Source organism: Streptomyces sp. NPDC096136 (genome assembly GCF_044763325.1).
In the GTDB taxonomy this organism is placed as follows: domain Bacteria; phylum Actinomycetota; class Actinomycetes; order Streptomycetales; family Streptomycetaceae; genus Streptomyces.
In genome coordinates this window covers 1-23,142 of record NZ_JBIWFZ010000039.1, presented here as the reverse complement: position 1 = coordinate 23,142, position 23,142 = coordinate 1, and the positions used below count along the sequence as shown (strand labels likewise).

17 protein-coding genes are annotated in these 23,142 nt (G+C 72.3%); 7 read left to right on the top strand and 10 right to left on the bottom strand.

What is annotated here, in order from left to right; all coding sequences use genetic code 11:
- Nucleotides 1-13: 13 nt before the first annotated feature.
- Complete coding sequence (locus ACIRBY_RS38100) at nt 14-904, bottom strand: LysR family transcriptional regulator (protein WP_403909864.1); 891 nt, start codon at nt 902-904, stop codon at nt 14-16.
- A gap of 99 nt (nt 905-1,003) precedes the next feature.
- Between ACIRBY_RS38100 and ACIRBY_RS38095 the strand changes: the two genes are divergently transcribed.
- The 3 genes from ACIRBY_RS38095 to ACIRBY_RS38085 all read left to right on the top strand — a co-directional run bounded on the left by ACIRBY_RS38095 (nt 1,004) and on the right by ACIRBY_RS38085 (nt 5,345).
- A complete protein-coding gene (locus ACIRBY_RS38095; protein WP_403909861.1) occupies nt 1,004-2,017 on the top strand; it encodes an NADP-dependent oxidoreductase in 1,014 nt (337 codons plus the stop codon).
- Between the two features lie 118 nt (nt 2,018-2,135).
- Nucleotides 2,136-4,166, top strand: coding sequence for a phosphocholine-specific phospholipase C (locus tag ACIRBY_RS38090; protein ID WP_403909858.1), 2,031 nt, complete (start codon nt 2,136-2,138; stop codon nt 4,164-4,166).
- Between the two features lie 477 nt (nt 4,167-4,643).
- Nucleotides 4,644-5,345 carry a nitroreductase family protein gene (locus tag ACIRBY_RS38085; RefSeq protein WP_403909855.1) on the top strand — a complete coding sequence of 234 codons (702 nt, stop codon included), beginning with the start codon at nt 4,644-4,646 and terminating at the stop codon, nt 5,343-5,345.
- Between the two features lie 80 nt (nt 5,346-5,425).
- On the opposite strand, the gene pruA is transcribed toward ACIRBY_RS38085, so the two are convergent.
- A complete protein-coding gene (gene pruA, locus ACIRBY_RS38080) occupies nt 5,426-7,057 on the bottom strand; it encodes an L-glutamate gamma-semialdehyde dehydrogenase (RefSeq protein WP_403909852.1) in 1,632 nt (543 codons plus the stop codon).
- Nucleotides 7,058-7,087: 30 nt separating this feature from the next.
- Nucleotides 7,088-8,014 (bottom strand): proline dehydrogenase family protein, encoded by a 927-nt coding sequence (locus tag ACIRBY_RS38075; protein WP_403909850.1) that lies wholly within the window; start codon nt 8,012-8,014, stop codon nt 7,088-7,090.
- A gap of 199 nt (nt 8,015-8,213) precedes the next feature.
- On the opposite strand from ACIRBY_RS38075, the gene ACIRBY_RS38070 reads away from it, so the two are divergent.
- Nucleotides 8,214-9,722 carry a PucR family transcriptional regulator gene (locus ACIRBY_RS38070; protein ID WP_403909847.1) on the top strand — a complete coding sequence of 503 codons (1,509 nt, stop codon included), beginning with the start codon at nt 8,214-8,216 and terminating at the stop codon, nt 9,720-9,722.
- A gap of 77 nt (nt 9,723-9,799) precedes the next feature.
- Here the strand turns inward: ACIRBY_RS38070 and ACIRBY_RS38065 are convergent, their stop codons facing one another.
- From ACIRBY_RS38065 to ACIRBY_RS38035, 7 genes are all read right to left on the bottom strand, one after another.
- Nucleotides 9,800-10,387 (bottom strand): TetR/AcrR family transcriptional regulator, encoded by a 588-nt coding sequence (locus tag ACIRBY_RS38065; protein WP_403909844.1) that lies wholly within the window; start codon nt 10,385-10,387, stop codon nt 9,800-9,802.
- A gap of 118 nt (nt 10,388-10,505) precedes the next feature.
- Complete coding sequence (gene serA, locus ACIRBY_RS38060; RefSeq protein WP_403909842.1) at nt 10,506-12,095, bottom strand: phosphoglycerate dehydrogenase; 1,590 nt, start codon at nt 12,093-12,095, stop codon at nt 10,506-10,508.
- Between the two features lie 309 nt (nt 12,096-12,404).
- On the bottom strand, nt 12,405-13,406 hold the full coding sequence (gene ilvC, locus ACIRBY_RS38055; protein ID WP_403909839.1) for a ketol-acid reductoisomerase: 1,002 nt from the start codon (nt 13,404-13,406) through the stop codon (nt 12,405-12,407).
- Nucleotides 13,407-13,532: 126 nt separating this feature from the next.
- A complete protein-coding gene (gene ilvN, locus ACIRBY_RS38050) occupies nt 13,533-14,057 on the bottom strand; it encodes an acetolactate synthase small subunit (protein ID WP_042816067.1) in 525 nt (174 codons plus the stop codon).
- A gap of 32 nt (nt 14,058-14,089) precedes the next feature.
- On the bottom strand, nt 14,090-15,976 hold the full coding sequence (locus tag ACIRBY_RS38045) for an acetolactate synthase large subunit (protein ID WP_403909835.1): 1,887 nt from the start codon (nt 15,974-15,976) through the stop codon (nt 14,090-14,092).
- 228 nt (nt 15,977-16,204) lie between these two features.
- Nucleotides 16,205-19,084: a putative bifunctional diguanylate cyclase/phosphodiesterase gene (locus tag ACIRBY_RS38040; RefSeq protein ID WP_403909833.1), complete on the bottom strand. Its 2,880-nt coding sequence runs from the start codon at nt 19,082-19,084 to the stop codon at nt 16,205-16,207.
- A gap of 282 nt (nt 19,085-19,366) precedes the next feature.
- The gene (locus ACIRBY_RS38035) at nt 19,367-20,314 is read right to left on the bottom strand and encodes a 2-hydroxyacid dehydrogenase (protein WP_403909830.1); all 948 of its coding nucleotides are present in this window, start codon (nt 20,312-20,314) and stop codon (nt 19,367-19,369) included.
- Nucleotides 20,315-20,399: 85 nt separating this feature from the next.
- On the opposite strand from ACIRBY_RS38035, the gene ACIRBY_RS38030 reads away from it, so the two are divergent.
- The 3 genes from ACIRBY_RS38030 to ACIRBY_RS38020 all read left to right on the top strand — a co-directional run bounded on the left by ACIRBY_RS38030 (nt 20,400) and on the right by ACIRBY_RS38020 (nt 23,052).
- On the top strand, nt 20,400-21,407 hold the full coding sequence (locus ACIRBY_RS38030) for an aldo/keto reductase (protein WP_403909827.1): 1,008 nt from the start codon (nt 20,400-20,402) through the stop codon (nt 21,405-21,407).
- Between the two features lie 130 nt (nt 21,408-21,537).
- Nucleotides 21,538-22,761, top strand: coding sequence for a PQQ-dependent sugar dehydrogenase (locus ACIRBY_RS38025; RefSeq protein WP_403909824.1), 1,224 nt, complete (start codon nt 21,538-21,540; stop codon nt 22,759-22,761).
- Between the two features lie 42 nt (nt 22,762-22,803).
- Nucleotides 22,804-23,052: a DUF6191 domain-containing protein gene (locus ACIRBY_RS38020; RefSeq protein WP_403909821.1), complete on the top strand. Its 249-nt coding sequence runs from the start codon at nt 22,804-22,806 to the stop codon at nt 23,050-23,052.
- The last annotated feature ends 90 nt before the right edge of the window (nt 23,053-23,142 follow it).

Here is a 23,142-nt window from a genome sequence, read left to right as displayed (position 1 = left end):
AAGGGGTCCGTTTTCAGGCCGATTCCGCCCTGAGTTCCCTGATCAGAGCCCTGACCGAGAGGGTGGAGGCAGATTCCGGTGTGGTGACGTATCCCACCCTCCTCACCGGCCCCTGGGGCCCCAGACCGGCGATCTCGACGGCGTCCCCGGCCTCGCGCAGCGACAGCTCGGGCATGATCGCCATGCCCAGGCCCCGCCCGACCATCGTCAGCACCATGGCGTCGTCCTCCGCCTTGACCGTGGCCGCCGGGATCCAGTCCTGGGCCGCCCACCACGCGCGGGTGTAGGAGCCGCAGTTCTCGTCCCAGTCCAGCAGGGGCAGCGACCGCGGGTCGGGGTGCCCGGCGGGGTGCACCAGCGCGTACGCCTCGCGGGCGAGGACCCCGGTCAGCAGCCCGGGCGGTACGTCCCCGGCCGCGCCCAGGGTCGCGATGCCCAGGTCGGCCCGGCCGGCGGCCACCTCCCCGGCCGTCCCGGCGCCGAGCTCGCGCACCACCCGGACCTCCGGGCGGATCCCGGGGTGCAGGGCGGCCAGCCGTTCCAGGGCGGGCGGCAGCAGGTGCAGGGCCGCGCTCCGGAAGGCCGCGATGCGCAGGGTCCCCTCCAGCCCGCCGCCCGCCGCGCCGGAGGCGGCCCGCCCGGCGGCGCGGGCCTCAGCGCCGAGGACCTCGTACAGCCGCAGGATGCGCCGGCCGAGGGCCACGGCCCGCTCCCCCGCAGGGGTGGGGCTGGCGCCGGAGCGGCCGCGCTCGAAGAGCACCGCGCCGACCTTGCCCTCGCTGCCGCGCACCGAGTGCGAGACGGCCGACTGGCTGATGCCGAGCATCCCGGCAGCGGCGGAGAACCCGCCCGTCTCGGCGACGGCGACCAGCACCCGGAGTTCCTGCGGGGCGAGCTCGGACAAGGGTTCCCACCTCGGTGTATGAGCAGCTTTCATGGACGTGCGGCTTCCATGAGGACAACCCCCTGCCCCGCGCGGCGATTCCTTCCTACGGTCGTCGCCATGAACACCGACACCGCCCGCGCCGTGCACCAGATCGCCCGCCCGACGGGTTTCCCCGTCGCCTCCGACTTCGCCTACGTCAGCGCCCCCGTCCCCGAACCCGCCCCCGGCACCGCGCTGGTGGAGAACCTGCTCCTCTCCGTGGACCCCTACCACCGCGGCCTGATGGACGGCGGCGAGGGCGGCTTCGAGCTGAACTCCCCGCTGGAGGGGCGGGCGGTGGGCCGGGTCCTCGCCTCCCGCGACCCCGGCCTGGCCGAGGGCGACCTGGTCTTCCACCGGGCGGGCTGGCGCACCCACGCCCTGGTCACCCTGGGCGTGGACGGCACGCGCAGGCTCCGCAACCACGAGGGCGTCCCGCTGGAGGCGTACCTGTCGATCCTGGGCGGCACCGGCCTGACCGCCTACGCCGCCCTGACCCGGACGGCGGCGCTGCGCGAGGGCGAGGACCTGTTCGTCTCCGCCGCGGCGGGCGGCGTCGGCACCGCCACCGGGCACCTCGCCCGGCTGCTCGGCGCCCGCCGGATCATCGGCAGCGCGGGCTCGGCGGCGAAGGTCGCCCACCTCACCGGGGCCCTCGGCTTCGACGCCGCCTTCGACTACCACGACGGGCCGGTCGGCGAGCAGCTGGCGCAGGCCGCCCCGGACGGGATCGACGTCTACGTGGACAACGTGGGAGGCGACCACCTGGAGGGCGCGATCGACTCGCTGCGCGAGTACGGCCGGATCGCCTGGGTCGGCGCGATCTCGATGTACAACGGCGACCGCTCCCCGGCCGCGCCCCGCAACCTCTTCGAGGTGGTGCACAAGTCCCTGCGCCTGGAAGGCGTATTGGTTCGAAACCACACCAATCTCCAGGACGAGCTGGAGGATTTCGTGGTCCCGCACCTGCGCAGCGGCCGGGTGGGCACGGACACCACCGTTGTGCAGGGCTTCGACCGCACGGTGGAGGCGTTCCTGGGCATGCTGCGCGGGGACAATCTGGGCAAGATGCTGGTGCGCACGGCCGGTTGATTCCGGCACCCGGATGTTCACCGTTTTCTTACCGCACGGATGTAGACCTTTGCGGCGGCCGCCGCCACGCTTGCCGACGATGTGCCAGCGGGGCACCCGAGTTGGAGGCGAGCAGCCAGTGACACCCATCAGCCGCAGGGGTTTCGTGGGAATCGGCGCCGGGCTCGTGGCGGGAGCGGCCCTGCCCGCCGCCCTGCCCGCGTCGGCGGCCGCGGCCACCGCGACGGGCACGATCACCGACGTGAAGCACGTGGTGATCCTGATGCAGGAGAACCGCAGCTTCGACCACTACTTCGGCAGGCTGAAGGGCGTCCGCGGCTTCGGCGACCGGGCCTGCGGCAACATCCCGGGCGGCTGGGGCACCTTCAACCAGCCCAACTGGGGCGGCCGCCAGTACCCGTGGAAGCTCTCCGCCACCCCGGCGGCCGGCGGGGCGGACAGCGAGACCCTGGCCCAGTGCACCGGCGACCTCCCGCACAGCTGGAACTCGCAGCACGCGGCCTGGAACAACGGCCGGATGGACAACTGGGTGCTCGGCGTCGGCAAGACGCACACCCTGGGCCACCTGGACCGGGGCGACATCCCCTTCCACTACGGGCTCGCGGACAACTACACGATCTGCGACGCCTACTTCTGCTCCACCCTCAGCGCCACCGGCCCCAACCGCACCTTCCTGTGGAGCGGCAAGGTCGACGCGGGCAGCAAGGACGGCGGCGAGGAGTCCGGGCTGACCTGGGAGACGTACGCGGAGGCCCTCCAGCGGGCCGGGATGACCTGGAAGGTCTACCAGAACGCCCAGGACAACTACGGGGACAACGGCCTGGCCTACTTCAAGAAGTTCACGGACGCCGCCCCCGGGAACCCGCTGTGGGACCGGGGCATGGCCTCCGTCCCCAAGGTCACCGGCTCCACCCCCGACGACATCGCCGCCGCGATCCGCGCGGACGTGGTCGCCGGGACCCTGCCCCAGGTGTCGTGGGTGGTCGCGAGCGAGGCCTTCTCGGAGCACCCGTACGCCCCGCCCGGCGACGGCGCGCACTTCGTGGACCTGGTCTACCGCGCGCTCGCCGCGAACCCGGAGGTCTTCGACTCGACGGTCCTCTTCCTCAACTACGACGAGAACGACGGCTTCTTCGACCACGTCGCGCCGCCGGTCGCCCCGCCCGGCACCCCGGACGAGTACATCGACGGCGTGCCGATCGGCCTGGGCTTCCGCGTGCCCATGCTGGTGATGTCCCCCTGGACCCGGGGCGGCTGGGTCAGCTCGGAGGTCTTCGACCACACCTCCGTCCTGCGCTTCATGGAGACCTGGACGACGGCCCTGGGCACCCCCGCCCTCTGCCCCAACATCAGCGCCTGGCGCCGCAAGGTGGTCGGCGACCTCACCGGCGTCTTCGACTTCGCGCACCCCGTGTACGGGGTCCCGGCGGGCCTCCCCTCCACGGCGAAGGTCATAGGCCAGTCCACCTGCGGCCCCCTGCCCAACCCGGCGCCGCAGGACAACGCCCTGCCGGTCCAGGAGGCGGGGACTCGCCCGGCCCGCGCCCTCCCGTACCAGGTCAACGGCAACCTGGACCGCTTCGAGTTCGGACCGGCCGGAAAGATCCTGGCCTGGTTCTCGATGACCAACCAGGGCCCCCAGGCCCGGCAGGCCGCGCACTTCTCGATCCACCCGCACCAGTACCGGGACACGGCCGCCTGGCAGTACACGGTGGACCCCGGGGCCACCTCCAGCGACTGGTTCTCCATCGGCCTGGGCGCCGGCTCGGGCAAGTACGACATCTCGATGTACGGCCCGAACCGCTTCCTGCGCCGCTTCATCGGCGACGCGACCAAGCCCGGCAAGTCCCTGGAGGTCGCGGCCCGCTACGCGGTGGAGTCCGGCACCGGCAAGATGGCGATCTGGTTCAAGATGACCAACGCCTCGGCCTCCCCGGTCACCTTCACGATCCGCTCGAACGCCTACCGCTCCGACGGCCCCTGGACGTACACGGTCCCGGCGAACTCCTCGCGCGAGGACTTCTTCAACGCGGTGGCCTACAGCAAGGGCTGGTACGACTTCACGATCCTGGCCGACTCCGACGGCACCTGGTCCCGCCGCTACACGGGCCACGTCGAAACGGGCGCGGCGAGCATCACGGGCAGCTGACCGCCCGCGGGGCGGGGGCCCTCCCGGCTCCCGTCCCGGGGCGGCACGCCGGGGCACCGCTCCGGGAAAGGCCGGAAACGCACGGGAGCGCCGCACCCCGCACGGCTCCGCCGGGCCTCCCCCTGACCGCGGCGCCCTGAGCCGCCGGGCGGTCTGCGCGGGACCCGGGCCCGGCCGGCCGCGCGGCCCCGTCCGGCGCCCTCCCGCCGCCGCCCCGCAGGTCGACGACGGTCCGCGCCCCGTGGCCGGCCGGGACGGACCTCCCCCGGGCGGTGCTCCCTCCGGGGCCGCCGGAGCGCACCGGCGCCACCGGCGGGAGCTCCCGGGCCCGCCGGGGCGGCGCGCGCCGGACCGGCCCGCCCCTTCCGGGAATCGACCGACGTTCGCCACGGCCATAACGCCCGTTCCCCGGCACAACGGACATTGATTCCTGCCGCGACCCTGGCCTCAGGGGTTCCACCGCGTGAAGATCTGCGCATGTCGCCTGAGACCCAGCAGTGGACCCCCACCCATGGCCAGCCCTACCGGCCCGTCGCCTACCGTCCCGAGCGCATGCCCAGCGCCGAAACCCTGACCCGCGCGGCGGAGCTGCGGGCCCGGATGGACGAGCGGCGCACCGTGCGCCACTTCTCCCCCGACCCCGTCCCCGAACAGGCCGTCCGCGACGCCATCGCCTGCGCCGCCACCGCCCCGTCGGGAGCGCACCAGCAGCCGTGGACCTTCGTCCTGGTCAAGGACCCGGCCGTCCGCCGGCAGATCCGCGCCGCGGCCGAGCAGGAGGAGCAGATCTCCTACGACGGCCGCCTCGGCGACGAATGGCTGGCGGCCCTGCGCCCGATCGGCACCGACGCGGTCAAGACCCACCTGACCGACGCGCCGGCCCTGATCGTGGTCTTCCAGCAGCGCTACTGGCTCGGCCCGGACGGCGACCGGCGCAAGCACTACTACGTGGACGAGTCGGTCGGCATCGCGGTCGGCATGCTCCTGTCGGCCCTCCACCTCTCGGGCATGGCCGCCCTCATCCACACCCCGAGCCCGATGCGCTTCCTGAGCCACGTCCTGCACCGCCCGGAGAACGAGAAGGCCTTCGCGGTGATCCCGGTGGGCTACCCGGCGGAGGACTGCGAGGTCCCGGACCTGATCCGCAAATCCCTGGACCAGGTCCTGGCGGAGGTCTGAGCGGCCGCCCCCGCACATGGGACCGCCCCCGCTCCGGACTTGGGGGTACCGGAGCGGGGGCGGGGTTCGGCTGGGGGCGGTCAGCCCATGTGGGGGTAGCCGTACTCGGTCGGCGGGACCAGGGTCTCCTTGATGGAGCGGGTCGAGGTCCAGCGGAGCAGGTTGGACGCCGCGCCCGCCTTGTCGTTGGTGCCCGAGGCGCGGCCGCCGCCGAAGGGCTGCTGGCCGACGACGGCGCCGGTCGACTTGTCGTTGATGTAGAAGTTGCCCGCCGCGAAGCGGAGCTTCTCCATCGTGTCGGCCGCCGCGTAGCGGTCCTGGGCGATGACGGAGCCGGTCAGGGCGTACGCCGAGACGTTCTCCATCTGGGCCAGCATCGCGTCGTAGTCGGCGTCGTCGTAGACGTGGACGGCGAGGATCGGGCCGAAGTACTCGGTCGTGAAGACCTCGTTCTCCGGGTCGGTGCACTCGATGACGGTCGGGCGGACGAAGTAGCCCTCCGAGTCGTCGTAGGTGCCGCCCGCGACGATCGTGCAGGTCGGGTCGGCCTTCGCACGGTCGATCGCGGCCTTGTTCTTCGCGAAGGAGCGCTCGTCGATGACCGCGCCGATGAAGTTCGACAGGTCGCGGACGTCACCCATGGTGATGCCGTCGACCTCGGCCGCGAACTGCTCCTTGAAGCCGTCGTTCCAGATCGAGGCCGGGACGTAGGCGCGCGAGGAGGCCGAGCACTTCTGGCCCTGGAACTCGAAGGAGCCGCGGGTCAGGGCGGTCTTCAGGATCGCGCGGTCCGCGGACGGGTGCGCGACGACGAAGTCCTTGCCGCCCGTCTCGCCGACCAGGCGCGGGTACGAGCGGTAGTTCTCGATGTTGTTGCCGACCGTCTTCCACAGGTACTGGAAGGTCTTGGTCGAGCCGGTGAAGTGGATGCCGGCAAGCTCGGGGTGGTTCAGGGCCACCTCGGACACGGCGATGCCGTCGCCGGTCACCAGGTTGATGACGCCCTTGGGCAGGCCCGCCGCCTCCAGGAGCTCCATGAGGAGGACCGCGGAGTGGGTCTGCGTCGGGGACGGCTTCCACACGACCACGTTGCCCATCAGGGCCGGGGCGGTCGGCAGGTTGCCGGCGATGGCCGTGAAGTTGAACGGGGTGATCGCGTAGACGAAGCCCTCGAGCGGACGGTGGTCGCTGCGGTTCCACACGCCGGCGGAGTTCGCGGTGGGCTGCTCGGCCAGGATCTGGCGGGCGAAGTGGACGTTGAAGCGCCAGAAGTCGACGAGCTCGCACGGGGTGTCGATCTCGGCCTGCTGCGCGGTCTTCGACTGGCCCAGCATGGTCGAGGCGGCCAGCTTCTCGCGCCACGGGCCGGCCAGCAGCTCGGCGGCGCGCAGGATGATCGCGGCGCGGTCGTCGAAGGACATCGCGCGCCAGGCCGGGGCAGCGGCCAGGGCGGCGTCGACGGCCTCCTGGGCGTCGGCCTGCGTGGCGTTGGCGTACGTGCCGATGACCGACTTGTGGTCGTGCGGCTGGACGACGTCGAAGCGCTCGCCGCCGCCCATCCGCTTGACGCCGTTGATCGTCATCGGGAGGTCGATCGGGTTCTCGGACAGCTGCTTGAGCTGGATCTCGAGGCGCGCGCGCTCGGCGCTGCCCGGGGCGTACGAGTGGACCGGCTCGTTGACCGGCGCGGGGACCTGGGTCACAGCATCCATGGGGCGATAACTCCTTGACCTGGTTCTTGGCTAGTTCTTGGTGATCATCGAGCGGAGGAAGAACAGCAGGTTGGCCGGCTTCTCCGCGAGGCGGCGCATGAAGTAGCCGTACCAGTCGGTGCCATAGGCCGTGTAGACCCTCATTCGATGACCCTCGGAGGCGAGCCGCAGGTGCTCCTCGCTGCGGATGCCGTAGAGCATCTGGAACTCGTACTCGTCCAGCTTGCGCCCCGCCTGCCGGGCGAGCTCCTGCGCGATGGAGATCAGGCGCGGGTCGTGCGACCCGATCATCGGGTAGCCCTCGCCCTCCATGAGGATCCGCATGATCCGGACGTAGGCCTTGTCGATCTCGGCCTTGTCCAGGTAGGCGACCTCGGCGGGCTCCTTGTAGGCGCCCTTCACGATCCGGACGCGGCTGCCGGCGGCGGCCAGGCGGCGGGCGTCGGCCTCGGTGCGGAAGAGGTAGGCCTGGATCACGCAGCCGGTCTGCGGGAAGTCCCGGCGCAGCTCCTCGTGGATGGCGAACATGGAGTCGAGGGTGGTGTGGTCCTCGGCGTCGAGGGTCACGGTGGTGCCGATGGCCGCGGCGGCCTCGACGACCGGGCGGACGTTGGCGAGGGCGAGCTCGTGGCCGCCCTCCAGCGCCTGGCCGAACATCGACAGCTTGACGGACATCTCGACGGCCTCGCCCAGCCCCAGCTCCTTGAGGCGCTCGATGAGCTCCAGGTAGGCGTCCCGGGCGGCGTACGACTGCTCCACGGCGGTGATGTCCTCGCCGACGACGTCGAGGGTGACCTCAAGGCCCTTGCGGGTGAGCTCCTCGACGATCGGAATGACCTGGTCGACCGTCTCACCCGGGATGAACCGGTTGACCACCGGCTTGGTCACCGGGGCGGCAGAGACGATTCGGCGCATCTTGTCGCTGCGCGAAGCGGCGAGGATCGCGGGACCCAGCACGGGGCACCTCCAACGGGTGGCAGAAGCGGACGTACGGCCACCGCGGGGGTGTGCCGCGACCGTAGGGAAAACGCAAGTGAAACCACCGTGAAACCTATGGATCTCCACGATCCTCTGCCATCGACAGCTGTCACGCATCCGTGTCCGCGATCTCATACATCTGTCTGAAGAGCCGCGGCGGGGGTGGGAGAATGTGCCCGTGAAGGGCGATTACCAGGACCTGGTGGACGAGATCTCGGCGCTGCTCGGCGCCCCGGCGACGCTGGAGAACCGGGACTTCCGCCTGATCGCCTTCGGCGCGCACGACAGCGAGGACGACCTCGCCATGGATCCCGTCCGCACCCGCTCGATCCTGACCCGGCAGTCCACGGCGGCCGTGCGGTCCTGGTTCGAGGGGTTCGGCATCGCCCGCGCCACCGGCCCGGTCCGGATCCCGGCGGCGCCGGACGCGGGGGTCTTCCGGGGGCGGATCTGCCTGCCCGTGCGGTACCGGGGCATCGTCCAGGGCTACGTGTGGCTGCTCGACCGGGACCCGGGGCCGGCGCCGGAGGCCCTGGAGGCGGCCATGGAGGTGGCCCAGCGGATCGGGGTGCTGCTGGCCGAGGAGGCCAAGGCGGGCGCCGACCTCTCGCGGGAGTTCCTCGCGGTGCTGACCGCCGGGCGGGGCTGGCAGCAGGACATGGCGGTGGCCTCGCTGCGGCTGGCCCTGGGCGCCGGGGCCGACGGGCTGCACGCGGCGGTGTGCGTGGCCCCGTGGTCCGGGGAGGCGCCGTCGTCGGTGCCGGGGGCGGCGGCGGTGTGCGTGGTACCGGCCGACGCCGCGGGGACGGCGGGCCCGGACCGGCTGGCGGTCCTCCTGCGGCTGCGCTCGACGGACGCCCTGCCCCCGGCCCTGACGGCCCTGGGCCGCCTCCTCCCACGGGCCACGGCCCCGGCCCGCCCCGCCGGGGCGGCCGGGGCCGGGACGGCGGGGACGACACGCGCCACGGCGGCGACCGGGACGGCAGGCACCTCGCGCACCGCAGCGACCGGGGCCGCGCAGACGCCCGGGGCCGGGAGCACCGGGACCCCACGCGCCGCCGCCGCAGCGACCGGGGCCGCAGCGACAGGGACGCCAGGCGCCACGGCGGCGACCGGGACGGCAGGCACCTCGCGCACCGTAGCGGCCGGGGCCGCGCGAGCGGCCGGGGCCGGGAGCGCCGGGGCGCCACGCGCCGCGGCGGCGGGCGGGGTGGCCGGGGCCACCGCGTCCGAGGTGGTCGGGGTGGGGTCCGGGGCCGGTGCGGCGTCCGGAGTGACCGCCGGCGTGTCGGATCCCGTGCGCGGGCTCGGAGAGGTGCCCGCCGCCTGGGGGCAGGCCGTCGCCGCGGCGCGGGCGGCCGCCGCGCAGCCGCAGCTCGGGCCGGTGGCCCAGTGGGCGGGCATCGGGCCCTACCGGATGCTGGCGGCCCTGGCCGCCGGGCCCGTGGACGATCCCGCGACGCGGGCCCTGCTGAGCCCGGCCCACCGGGAACTGGCCCGCACCGCCGAGGTGTTCCTCGACTGCGCCGGGCAGGCCGGGCGGGCGGCGGCGGTACTGGGCGTGCACCGCCAGACCCTGTACTACCGGCTGGGCCGGGTGGAACAGCTGACCGGGCTGGACCTGGACGCGGGCGAGGACCGGCTGCTCCTCCACATGGCCCTCAAGGCCGCCCGGCTGAACGGCTGAACGGCAGGACGACCGGGTGGCCGGGCGGCCGAACGCCGCCGCGGCGACCGGCCGGGAGGCCGTACCGTCCCGCGCCGCTACCCCGCGGGCCGCTGCGCGGACGAGACGCCGTCCGCGAGCCTGCGCAGCCCCTCCGCGAACTCCTCGCCCGACGGGGCAGTGGCCGGGTCGAACAGCCACTGGATCATCAGGCCGTTGAGCAGCGCCTGGTAGACCGCTCCGAGCGTGCGTTCGTCGCGCTCGGTGAGCCGCTCCTCGGGGGTTCCCGTCATCATCTGGACCAGGCCCCGGCGGCCCTCGGTCTGCGAGGCCGCGAGCATGGCCTTGAGCTCCGGGTTCCGGTCCCGGCTCAGCGCGACCTCCAGGCTCGCGGCCCAGACCGGGCCGGCCGTCTCGTGGTCGGCGACGACCCCGTCCCACAGGGCGCGCAGCCGCTCCAGGGAGCCGTCGCCGCCGGCGAGCCCGGCCTGCCGGCCCTGGCCCCACTCCTCGATCAGGGCGATGAACGCCTGGGTGAGGAGCGCGTCCTTGGATCCGTAGTGGTAGCCGATGGAGGCCAGGTTGGTCCCGGAGGCGCTGACGATGTCGCGCGCGGTGGTGCGCACGAACCCCTTCTCGGCCAGGCACTTCTTGGCGCCTTCGAGCAGATCTTCACGGTGTCCCATGCGGACACGGTAGCAAGCCTCATACACCCGTCCCAGACGGACGTATAAGACGCTGGGCGGCCGGATACGGGGAGGGCCCGGGGCGCACGCCCCGGGCCCTCCCCCACGTGCGGGACGGTCAGACGAGGTTGACCGTACGGGCCGACGCGGCGCCGATCTCCGCCGAGATGGCCGCGAGGACGTCCACCGGGACCTCCGCGTCGACGGTGAGGACGACGAGGGCCTCGCCGCCCTCCTCCGCGCGGGCCACCTGCATGCCCGCGATGTTCAGGCCGGCCTCGCCGAGGAGCAGGCCGACCTTGCCGACCACACCCGGGCGGTCGGTGTAGCGCAGCACGATCATGTGGTCGGCCAGGGCCAGGTCCACGTCGTACTCGCCCACGCCCACGATCTTCTGAAGGTGCTTCGGGCCGGCGAGGGTGCCGGAGACCGACACCTCCTGACCGTCCGCCAGGGTGCCGCGGACGGTCACCACGTTGCGGTGGTCCGGGGACTCCGAGCTGGTGGTCAAGCGCACCTCGACGCCGCGCTCCTGCGCGAACAGCGGGGCGTTGACGTAGGAGACCGTCTCGTCGACGACGTCCTCGAACACGCCCTTGAGCGCGGAGAGTTCCAGCACCTTGACGTCGTGCTGGGTGATCTCGCCGCAGACCTCGACGTCGAGGCGGACCGCGACCTCGCCCGCGAGGGCGGTGAAGATGCGGCCGAGCTTCTCGGCGAGCGGCAGGCCGGGGCGCACGTCCTCGGCGATGACACCGCCCTGGACGTTGACCGCGTCCGGCACGAGCTCGCCGGCGAGCGCCAGGCGCACCGACTTGGCGACCGAGATGCCGGCCTTCTCCTGGGCCTCGTCCGTGGACGCGCCGAGGTGCGGGGTGCAGACGACCTGGTCGAGCTCGAACAGCGGGGAGTCCGTGCAGGGCTCCTTCGCGTACACGTCGAGGCCGGCGCCGGCGACGCGGCCCTCCTTGATGGCCGAGTACAGCGCGGCCTCGTCCACGATCCCGCCGCGGGCGGCGTTGACGATGCGGACGGAGGGCTTGACCTTGTGCAGGGCCTCGTCACCGATGAGACCGACGGTCTCCGGGGTCTTGGGCAGGTGCACGGTGATGAAGTCGGCGACCTCGAGCAGCTCGTCCAGCGTCAGCATCTTGACGCCCATCTGGGCGGCGCGCGCGGGCTGCACGTAGGGGTCGTACGCGACGACCTTCATGCCGAAGGCGGACATGCGCTGGGCGACCAGGACGCCGATGCGGCCGAGGCCGACGACGCCGAGGGTCTTCTCGCTGAGCTCGACGCCCGTGTACTTGTTGCGCTTCCACTCGCCGTTCTTCAGCGCGGTGTTGGCCTGCGCGATGTTGCGGGCGGTGGCGACGAGCAGGCCGCAGGCGAGCTCGGCGGCGGTGACGATGTTGGAGGTCGGGGCGTTCACGACCATCACGCCGGCCTTGGTGGCGGCGGACACGTCCACGTTGTCGAGGCCCACACCGGCGCGGGCGACGACCTTCAGCTTCTTGGCGGCGGCGATGGCCTCGGCGTCCACCTTGGTGGCGGAGCGGACCAGGATGGCGTCGACATCGACGATGGCGGGCAGCAGCTCCGCGCGGTCGGCGCCGTTGACGTGCCGGATCTCGAAGTCCGGACCGAGCGCGTCCACCGTGGCGGGCGACAGCTCTTCGGCGATGAGTACGACAGGTTTCGAGCTCACGTGGGTCCTCACAAGTCCAGTGCGGACGGCCGTCCCGACGGCCGCAGGCGGTGGAGGGGGTAGCCGCGTGGAAGACGCACGACACTGTGGGCCTGACGCGTTGTGTTGAGCAGTGTAGTGGCGCCTGCGGCGCGGAATTCCGCCTGTACGGAAGGATCACCCGTCCGTGATTGGCCGGGGTGGACAATCCGCTTGATTCGAGGTCGACATTCCGTCGATTCTCGACCGGCCCGCGACGGAGGACGGGCCGGCCGGGGCGGATGCGCGGCGGGGCCGGGACCGCGCGTCCCGGCCCCGCCGTGCACGAGATCAGCTCTCGTCGCTGTCGACCCAGCTCATCAGCTTGCGCAGCTTCTTGCCGGTGGTCTCGAGCAGGTGCTCGGAGTCGGCCTTCTTGTACTCGTTGTACTTCGGCAGGCCGGCCTTGTACTCGGCCATCCACTCCTCGGCGAACTTGCCGCTCTGGATCTCGGCGAGGACCTTCTTCATCTCGGCCTTGGTGGCGTCGGTGATGACGCGGGGGCCGGTGATGTAGTCGCCCCACTCGGCGGTCTCGGAGACCGACCAGCGCATCTTCTCCAGGCCGCCCTCGTACATGAGGTCCACGATGAGCTTCAGCTCGTGCAGGCACTCGAAGTACGCGATCTCCGGCTGGTAGCCGGCCTCGGTCAGGGTCTCGAAACCGGCCTTGACCAGGGCGGATGCGCCACCGCAGAGGACGGCCTGCTCACCGAACAGGTCGGTCTCGGTCTCCTCGGTGAAGGTGGTCTTGATGACGCCGGCGCGGGTGCCGCCGATGCCGGCCGCGTACGACAGGGCCAGGGCGAAGGCGTTGCCCGAGAAGTCCTGCTCGACGGCGGCGATGCACGGGACGCCGCGTCCCTCCTCGTACTGGCGGCGGACCAGGTGGCCCGGGCCCTTCGGGGCGACGAGGGCGACGTCCACGTTGGCCGGGGGCTTGATGAAGCCGTAGCGGACGTTGAAGCCGTGGCCGAAGAAGAGCGCGTCGCCCTCCTGCAGGTGCTGCTTGATGGACTCCTCGTAGATCTCGGCCTGGAGCGGGTCCGGGGTCAGGATCATGATGACGTTCGCCCACTCGGCGGCTTCCGCCACGGGGAGGACCTTCAGGCCCTGCTCCTCGGCCTTGGCCTTGGACTTCGAGCCCTCCTTGAGGCCGACGACGACGTCGACGCCGGAGTCACGGAGCGACAGCGCGTGGGCGTGGCCCTGGCTGCCGTAACCGATGACCGCGACCTTGCGGCCCTGGATGATGGACAGGTCGGCGTCGTTCTCGTAGAACAGCTCGGCCACTGGGATATCTCCTTGGTGCGCTGGTGTTGCTCCCACCGTACGGCGGGGAACGGAATAAGAGTTTGTCGGTCTCGCCATGCGAACCGGGCGTGTCCCGCCCGGTCCAGGCGTGGCGTCAGGCGTGTGTCAGGCGCTGCGCTCGAGGGAGCGCAGGCTGCGGTCCGTGATGGACCGGCCGCCGCGCCCTATGGCGATGGTGCCGGACTGCACCAGTTCCTTGATGCCGAAGGGCTCCAGCATCTTGAGCATGGCGCTGAGCTTGTCGCTGCCGCCGGTGGCCTCGATGGTGACGGCCTCCGGGGAGACGTCGACGGTCTTGGCGCGGAACAGCTGGACGATCTCGACGATCTGCGAGCGCGTCTCGTTGTCGGCGCGGACCTTCACCAGGACGAGTTCGCGTTCGATGGCGTTCGACGGCTCCAGCTCGACGATCTTGAGCACGTTGACCAGCTTGTTGAGCTGCTTGGTCACCTGCTCCAGCGGGAGGTCCTCCACGTTCACGACGATGGTGATGCGGGAGATGTCGGGGTGCTCGGTGACGCCGACCGCGAGGGAGTCGATGTTGAATCCGCGGCGGGAGAACAGCGCGGCGATCCGGGCGAGGATGCCGGGGGTGTTCTCGACCAGGACCGAGAGCGTGTGCTTGGACATGTGAGTCGTTCTCTCTCTCAGGCTCTCTCGGCTCAGTCGTCTTCGTTGTCGCCGAAGTCGGGGCGGACGCCCCGGGCTGCCATGACCTCGTCGTTGGAGGTGCCGGCGGCGACCATCGGCCACACCATGGCGTCCTCGTGGACGATGAAGTCGACCACGACCGTGCGGTCGTTGATCGCGTTCGCCTCGGCGATGACCTTGTCCAGGTCGGCCGGGTCCTCGCAGCGCAGGGCGACGCAGCCCATGGCCTCGGACAGCTTGACGAAGTCCGGGACGCGGGTGCCCTGGCGGGGGGCGGAGGACTCGCCGAGCTGCGAGCCGACCGTGGCGTGGCCGGTCTCGTCGGCGTGCAGGACGGTGTTGGAGTAGCGCTGGTTGTAGAACAGCGTCTGCCACTGGCGGACCATGCCGAGGGCGCCGTTGTTGATGATGGCGACCTTGATCGGGATGTTGTTCAGCGCGCAGGTGGCGAGTTCCTGATTGGTCATCTGGAAGCAGCCGTCGCCGTCGATCGCCCAGACCGCGCGGTCCGGCATGCCGACCTTGGCGCCCATCGCGGCGGGGACCGCGTAGCCCATGGTCCCGGCGCCGCCGGAGTTCAGCCAGGTGCGGGGCTCCTCGTACTTCACGAAGTGGGAGGCCCACATCTGGTGCTGGCCGACGCCGGCCGTGAAGATCGTGCCCTGCGGGGCGAGCTCGCCGATCCGCTCGATGACCTGCTGCGGGGAGAGCGAGCCGTCCTCGGGCAGGTCGTAGCCCAGGGGGTAGGTCTCGCGCCAGCGGTTGAGGTCCTTCCACCAGGCCGTGTAGTCGCCGGCGTGGCCCTCGTTGTGCTCGGCCTGGACCGCCTGGACGAGGTCGGCGATGACCTCGCGGGCGTCGCCGACGATCGGAACGTCGACCTCGCGGTTCTTGCCGATCTCGGCCGGGTCGATGTCCGCGTGGATGACCTTGGCGAAGGGGGCGAAGCTGTCCAGCTTGCCGGTGACGCGGTCGTCGAAGCGGGTGCCGAGCGCGATCAGCAGGTCGGACTTCTGCAGCGCGGTGACGCCGGTGACCGAGCCGTGCATGCCGGGCATGCCGACGTGCAGCGGGTGGCTGTCGGGGAAGGAGCCCAGGGCCATCAGGGTGGTGCAGACCGGGACGCCGGTCAGTTCGGCGAGGACCTTCAGCTCGGCCGTGGCGCCGGACTTCATGACGCCGCCGCCGACGTACAGGACCGGGCGCTTGGCCTGGACGATGAGCTTCGCCGCCTCGCGGATCTGCTTGGCGTGCGGCTTGGTGACCGGGCGGTAGCCGGGCAGGTCCAGGGCCGGCGGCCAGGAGAAGGTGGTCTTCGCCTGGAGGGCGTCCTTGGCGATGTCGACCAGGACCGGGCCGGGGCGGCCGCTGGAGGCGATGTGGAAGGCCTCGGCGATGGTCTTCGCGATGTCCTCGGCCTTGGTCACCAGGAAGTTGTGCTTGGTGATCGGCATCGTGATGCCGACGATGTCCGCCTCCTGGAAGGCGTCGGTGCCGATCGCCTTGGAGGAGACCTGGCCGGTGATCGCGACGAGCGGGACGGAGTCCATGTGGGCGTCGGCGATCGGGGTGACCAGGTTGGTGGCGCCCGGGCCGGAGGTGGCCATGCAGACGCCGACCTTGCCGGTGGCCTGCGCGTAGCCGGTGGCGGCGTGGCCGGCCCCCTGCTCGTGGCGGACCAGGATGTGACGGACCTTCTTGCTGTCCATCATCGGGTCGTACGCCGGGAGGATGCAGCCGCCCGGGATGCCGAAGACGGTGTCGCACCCCACCTCTTCGAGAGAGCGGATGAGGGACTGCGCACCCGTGACGTGCTCAACTGCGGTGGGCTGCTGCCCACCCGTACGGGGCCGCGGCTGCGGATGGTGGGCCCCGGAGGCCTGCTCGGTCATCGGCATTCTCTTCTCGAAGCTGAGGGTTTTACGAGGAGCGGGGGTGCCCCGGTTCTCGTCCGGAGTGCGTGTGCCAGTGCAACAAAAAACCCCTCGTGCCAGGTGGCAAGCGAGGGGAGCGCGTCGGCGGTGTGGAGCGGGGACATGCAGGTCCCGGCTTCAGCCGACGCGCTTTCCAAGTACGAGAATTCGGGTGCGCATGGCATTGACCCTCCCTCCGGCGGGAGGTCGATGTCAAGCGGGTGGGACGGGCGTCTCATTATTTGAGCCTCTATGGATGACCATCGAGCCACCGGAGGTGCCCCCGGCCAAGGCGGGCTGGGCCGTACCGCCCGGTACTGGGAACGTACCCCTCACGAGCGCGCGGCGCAGCCTGTATTCGTCGAGCGGGCCGGAAAACGCCATTCCCTGTCCGTGCGTGCAGCCCATGGCGCGCAGGGCCATGACCTGCTCGGGCAGGTCGACGCCGTCGGCCACGGACTGCATGCCCAGGTCGTTTGCGATGCGCAACAATCCTGCGGTGATCTTGTGCAGGCGGGCAGACTCGACGACGCCCTCGACCAGGCCCCGGTCCAGCTTGAGCAGGTCCACCGGGAGCCGGCGGAGGGCGCTGATGGCCGCGTAGCCGCTGCCGAAGCCGTCGAGGGCGATCCGTACGCCGAGCCGGTGCAGGGCCGTCAGACGGCGTTCCAGCTCGTCGAAGGGGACTCTGGGGTCGGAGGCGGCCAGTTCGAGCACGAGGCCGCCGGAGGGCAGCCCGTGCCGGCCGAGCAGGGCCTCGACGGAGCCGCCGGGCATGGAGCGGTCGAGCAGCCGCTGGGCGGTCATCCGGACGACCACTGGTACGCGGTGCCCGGCGAGATGGCGCTCGGCGGCCTCCGCCACGGCCTCCTCCAGGAGCCATCGGCCCAGTTCGGCGGCGCGGGAGGGGTCCGGGCCGCCCCCCGGGCCGCCCTCGCCGCGTTCGGCCACCCGGAGGAACTCGGACGGCGTGAAGAGGATCCCCTGGGCGGAGCGCCAGCGGGCCTGCGCGGCCACGGCCGTGACCTCGCCGTCGGCCAGGGAGACCACGGGCTGGTGCAGCAGGGCGAACTCGCCCTCGTGCAGTGCGGTGCGCAGCTTCCCGGCCAGCTCGGCCTTGCGGACCACCTCGGCCTGCATCTGCGGCGCGTACAGCTCGACGCGGTCCTTGCCGCCCGCCTTGGCCCGGTACATCGCGAGGTCGGCGTTGCGCATGAGGTCCGAAGGGGTGATGCCGGGGTCGGCGAAGGCCACCCCGATGCTGGCGGCGACCCGGACCTCGCTGCCGGCGATGCGGTACGGCTGGGAGAGGGTGGCGCGCAGCCGGTCGGCGATCTCCCGGACCTGGTACTCGCGGGCGCTGCGGTCGCGGCTGCCGTCGCCGAGGATGAGGGCGGCGAACTCGTCGCCGCCGAGCCGGGCAGCGGTGTCCCCGGCCCGGACGGCGTCCTGGAGGCGGCGGGCGGCCTCGACGAGGAGTTCGTCGCCCGCCTGGTGGCCGATGGTGTCGTTGACGGCCTTGAAGCCGTCGAGGTCGATGAAGAGCACGGCGGAGCTGTGGTCGCCCGCGCGGCGGCCGGTCAGCGCCTTGCGGACGCGGCGGGTGAACAAGGCCCGGTTGGGCAGGTCGGTGAGCGGGTCGTGCTCGGCGCTGTGCTGGAGCTGGGCCTGGAGACGGACCCGCTCGGTGACGTCCCGGCTGTTGAGGATGAGTCCGCCTTGGTGCCGGTTGACGGTGGACTCCACGTTGAGCCATTCCCCGCAGCCCGACTTGAACCGGCATTCGATGCGGGTGGTGGGCTCCTCGGCGGGCGGGGCGGCAAGGAAGCGGCGCACCTCGTGGACCACGCGGCCGAGGTCGTCGGGGTGGATCAGGGCGGCGAGCTCGGTTCCGACCAGCTCCTCCGCCTCCCGGCCGTAGACGCCGGCGGCGGCGGGGCTGACGTAGCGCAGGGTCCCGGTGGGCGCGGCGATCATGATGACGTCGCTGGAGCCCTGGACCAGCGAGCGGAAGTGGTTCTCCTTCTGGGCCAGTTCCTGGGTGAGCGCGATGTTGTCGAGGAGCATGATGCCCTGCCGGACGACGAGGGCGAGCACGACGGTGCAGCCGGTGAAGACCACCATCCGGTCGACCTTCCGTCCGTCCACGACGTTGTAGAGGATGCCGAGCGTGCAGACCGCGGCGGCCAGGTACGGGGTGAGGGCGGGGAGGGAGCCGGTGATCGGGCGGCTGTGGGGACGGTCGGCGCGCGGGGGCGCCGGGCGCGGGAGGGGTTCCGGGCTGCGGCCGGCGGCCCAGGGGGCGTAGGCGAGCAGCAGGGAGCCCGCGAACCAGCCGGCGTCGAGGATCTCCCCCGAGCGGTAGGTGGTGTTGAGCAGCGGCGAGGTGAACAGGGCGTCGCTCAGGACGGTCAGGGCGAGGGCCGCGATGGCCGTGTTGATCGCGGAGCGGTTGTTGGCCGAGCGCCGGAAGTGCAGGACCAGGACCATCGAGACGAGCGCGATGTCGAGGAGCGGATACGCGAGCGAGAGCGCGGCGCGCGGGACGCTGCCCGGCGCCCCCGACTGGGCGGTGCGGGCGGCGTTGGCGAGGGCCAGGCTCCAGGAGAGGGTCAGCAGCGAGCCGCCGATGAGCCAGGAGTCGAGGGCGAGGCACACCCACCCGGCGCGGGTGACGGGGCGCTTGGCGAGGACGAGCAGTCCCACGATGGCGGGCGGGGCGAAGCAGAGGAAGGCGAAGTCCGCGAGCGAGGGCTCGGGCACCTTCTGGTCGAGCACGACCTCGTACCATCCCCAGACGCCGTTCCCCAGGGCCCCCATGAGCGAGGAGAACGCGAACATCAGCCAGGCGGGGCGCTCGCGCCGGCCGATCGCGCGGGCGTAGTGGTAGCAGGAGACGGCGGCCAGTAATCCGGCGGTGCTGAGCCCGAAGTCGCCCATGATCTTGGCGAGTTCTTCCGAGCCCCAGCCGAGGGCGGCCCCGACGGCGTAGCCGCCGCTGACCACTGCGAGGAGGAGTTGCGCCCCCAGGCCCTTGCCCCCGCCGCCGGCGACCGGCGGCCGGGTCAGGAGCGCCGCCCCCGGGGCGCTCACCGGTCCCCCTCGCCGGCTGGTTCCGGTGCAGCCCAGTCTCGGCAGCGTCGCCTGCGGCGGTTCTGCCGCATCGGATCCTTCGTCCATTGGCCGTGCATCGCCCGTCGCCCCCCAAAGTGTCCGATCACTCCCCAGCGCCATACGTACGTGGCGCAGCCCCTTGTTCCGGACGATACACCACTTTCGTCACTCAGCGACATAGCTTCTCTACTCTCCGTCACCAACGACAGCCGTGCGGCAACTGCCCGCACACGTAGGGACGCGGAGAGTGCGCGGTCTGGTTCAGTCCGTGATCAGAACGGTGTTCTCGACCGGCTCGCCGGCGGCGAACCGGGTGAGCTGGCGGGCCACCAGACGCTTCGCCCGGGGCTCGAACGCCGAGCTGCTGCCGCCCACGTGAGGCGTGATCAGGACGTTCGGCGCGTGCCAGAGGGGGTGGCCCGGGGGCAGCGGCTCCGGGTCGGTGACGTCGAGGGCGGCGCGCAGCCGGCCGGACTCCAGTTCGGACAGGAGGGACGCGGTGTCGGCGACGGGCCCGCGCGAGACGTTCACGAGGAGGGCGCCGTCCTTCATCCGGCCGAGGAAGTCGGCGTCCGCCAGGCCGCGGGTCCCCTCGGTCAGCGGGGTGGAGAGGACGACGACGTCCGCGTCCGGGAGGAGGCCCGGGAGGTCGTCGAGGGCGTGCACCGGCCCGTGCGGGGCGGTGCGGGCGGAGCGGGCGACGCGGGTGATCCGCTCGCACTCGAAGGGCAGGAGCCGGTCCTCGATGGCCGCGCCGATCGATCCGTAGCCGACGATCAGGACGGACTTGTCGGCGAGGGCCTCGTAGAAGCCGCCGTGCCACTCCTCGCGGTCCTGGCCGCGCACCATGCCGGGGATGCCGCGCAGGGAGGCGAGGACGAGGGTCAGGGCGAGCTCGGCGGTGCTGGCCTCGTGGACGCCGCGGGCGTTGCACAGCCGGACGCCGGGACGCAGGTGGCCGAGGCCGGGCAGGACGTGGTCGATCCCGGCGGTGAGGGTCTGCACGACGCGCAGGGCGGGCATGTCCGGGAGCGGGCGCAGGGTCACGGCCTGGGACTTCATGTACGGGGTGACGTAGAAGACGCAGGCGGCGGGGTCGGCCGGGAACGCGTCCTCGCCGTCCCAGTGCCGGTAGCGGAAGGAGTCGGGGAGACCGTCGATCTCCCCGGGCGGGAACGGGAGCCAGACGTCCGCGGTCGTTGCAGTCATGATCCCGAGGCTATGCGAAGGGAACGTGATCAAGCCGTTAGTTTGAGGGCCGGACCGGGACAGGGCCGGGAGGGGGGACGCAGGGGTGGAGCGCAGGTCGATCGGGACGGGACTGCTGACGGTGGGGGCCATCGGGCTCGGCTGCATGCCGATGAGCTGGGCCTACGCGCCGTCGCGCCGCCGGGGCGAGGAGTCGCTGCGGACCCTGCACACGGCGCTGGACCTGGGGGTGAACCTGCTGGACACGGCCGATCTGTACGGACCCTTCACCAATGAGCTGGCGGTGGGCCGGGTGCTGCGCGAGCGGCGGGCCGAGGCCTTCGTGTCGGCCAAGGTGGGGCTGCGGGCGGGCGAGGGGCACGTGGTGGCCGACGGGCGGCCGGAGTACGTGCGGCGGGCCTGCGACGCCTCGCTGCGGCGGCTGCGGACCGACGTCATCGACCTGTACCAGCTGCACCGGGTGGACCCGGAGGTCCCGGTGGAGGAGACCTGGGGGGCCATGGCGGAGCTGGTGCAGGCGGGGAAGGTGCGGGCGCTGGGGTTCTGCGCGCTGGGCGCGGGGGCCGGGCCGGGCGCGGGGCGGCGCGGGGACCGGGCGTACCGCTCGACGCTGCGGCACCTGGAGCGGGCGCAGCAGGTGTTCCCGGTGACGGCGGTGCAGGCGGAGCTGTCGGTGTGGTCGCCGGAGGCGGCGTGGCAGCTGCTGCCGTGGTGCGCGGCGCGGGGGGTGGGGCTGCTGGCGGCGATGCCGCTGGGCAGCGGTTTCCTGACCGGGACGCTGACGCCGGGGCAGGGGTTCGAGGAGGCGGACGTGCGGGCGCGGCACCCGCGGTTCACGGCGCACGCGATGGCCTCGAACCAGGTGCTGGTGGCGGAGCTGCGGCGGGTGGCCCGGCGGCACGGGCCGGAGGTCACGGCGGCGCAGGTGGCGCTGGCGTGGGTGCTGGCCCAGGGGCCGCACGTGGTGCCGGTGCCGGGGGCGGACCGGGCGCACTGGGCGGCGGAGAACGCGCGGGCGGCGGAGGTGCGGCTGGCGGCCGGGGAGCTGGCCGGTTTCGCGGCGCTGCCCGCGGCGGTGGGGGCCTGGGACTGAGTTCCGGACCCGGGCCCCGCCTCCCCAACCACTCGATCGGGTGTACGAGGGATGGAACGCGGGCACCCGCCGGATCTGTTGAGTCTTGTGAAGGGCAGGACCGGAGGACAGACCGGAGGGGAGCGGGACGATGCGGTACGGAGTGCGGCGCGGACGGTGCGGTGCGGGGTTGCGGGGGGCCGGGGGCGTGCGGCGCCGCAGGGTGGTGGCGGGGCTCGCCCTGACGGGGTGCGGTGCGCTGCTGGCGGCGGGCTGTTCCCCGCCGGGCGGGGCGCCGCCCGGGGCGGGGGGCTCCCCGCCGGGGGCGTCCGCGGCGTCCCCGGGCGCCTCGTCGGGGGCGCGGGTGCCGGGGCCGCCGGCGAAGGGCTCGGTGACGGTCACGGGCGAGGTGGCGAAGGGGCTGGACTCCCCCTGGGGCGTGGCCCCGCTGCCCGGAGGGGACCTGCTGGTCGCCTCCCGGGACAAGGGCACGATCAGCAGGGTCCGGACGGACACGGGCGCGGTGGCGCAGATCGGGAGGGTGCCCGGGGTGGCCCCGGGCGGGGAGGGCGGGCTGCTGGGGCTGGCGCTGTCCCCGGACTTCGCCTCGGACCGGCTGGTGTACGCCTACTTCACGACGGAGTCCGACAACCGCATCGCGCGGATGCGCTACGACGAGCAGAGACCTCCCGGGCAGCAGCTGGGCGCGCCGGACACGGTGCTGAGGGGCATTCCCAAGGGGCTCGTCCACAACGGCGGGCGGATCGCCTTCGGCCCGGACGGGATGCTGTACGCGGGGACGGGCGAGACCGGGAACACGGCGCTGGCACAGGACCGGAAGTCCCTGGGCGGCAAGATCCTGCGGATGACACCCGACGGGAAGCCGGCGCCCGGGAATCCCGAGCCGGGCTCGGTCGTCTACTCCTGGGGGCACCGCAATGTGCAGGGCCTCGCCTGGGACGCGGACAAGAGGCTGTGGGCTTCGGAGTTCGGGCAGCACACCTGGGACGAGCTGAACCTCATCGAGCCGGGGGTCGACTACGGCTGGCCCGAGGTGGAGGGGAAGGGCGGCAGAGCGGGGTTCCGGGATCCGGTGGCAGTCTGGAAGACGGACGAGGCCTCGCCCAGCGGGATCGCCTGGGCGGAGGGTTCGGTCTGGATGGCCTCGCTGAAGGGTGAGCGGCTGTGGCGGATCCCGTTGAAGGGGGCCGTGCCGGCGGCGGAGCCGGAGGCCTTCCTGACGGGGAAGTACGGCCGGCTGCGGACGGTCGTGGCGCTCGGCGGGGACAGATTGCTGCTGGTGACGAGTGAGACGGACGGGCGCGGGTCGCCGCAGGCGGGCGACGACAGGATCCTGCGCCTGACGGTGCGGTGACCGACGGAGCCCCCGTGGGGGGCGGAAGGCACGGTGGGCACGGTGTTCAACCTGATCCAGGAGTTGTTCAACCCGGGGCGGCGGCACACGGACGAGGAGAAGAAGCGGCTGGAGCTGTCCCGGACCGACGTCGGTGACGGCGATCCGGGACGGGGGCCGATAGACCTCGACTCCGGCACGGTGCTCATACGCCCGGCCGCCGACGCGCCGCCGCAGGCGGAGGGCGCCGGAGGCGGTGGCGCCCCGGGCTCCGGGGAGGACCCCGTCCGGGGCGGGGGCGACGCCGCCTAGTGATCTGGTTTTGAGTCCGTGGGTCGCCACGTGAGGCGTCGCCTGTTTCAGATTGCGGTGTTTGCCTGCGGCAGGTCACGCGCTCGCGCT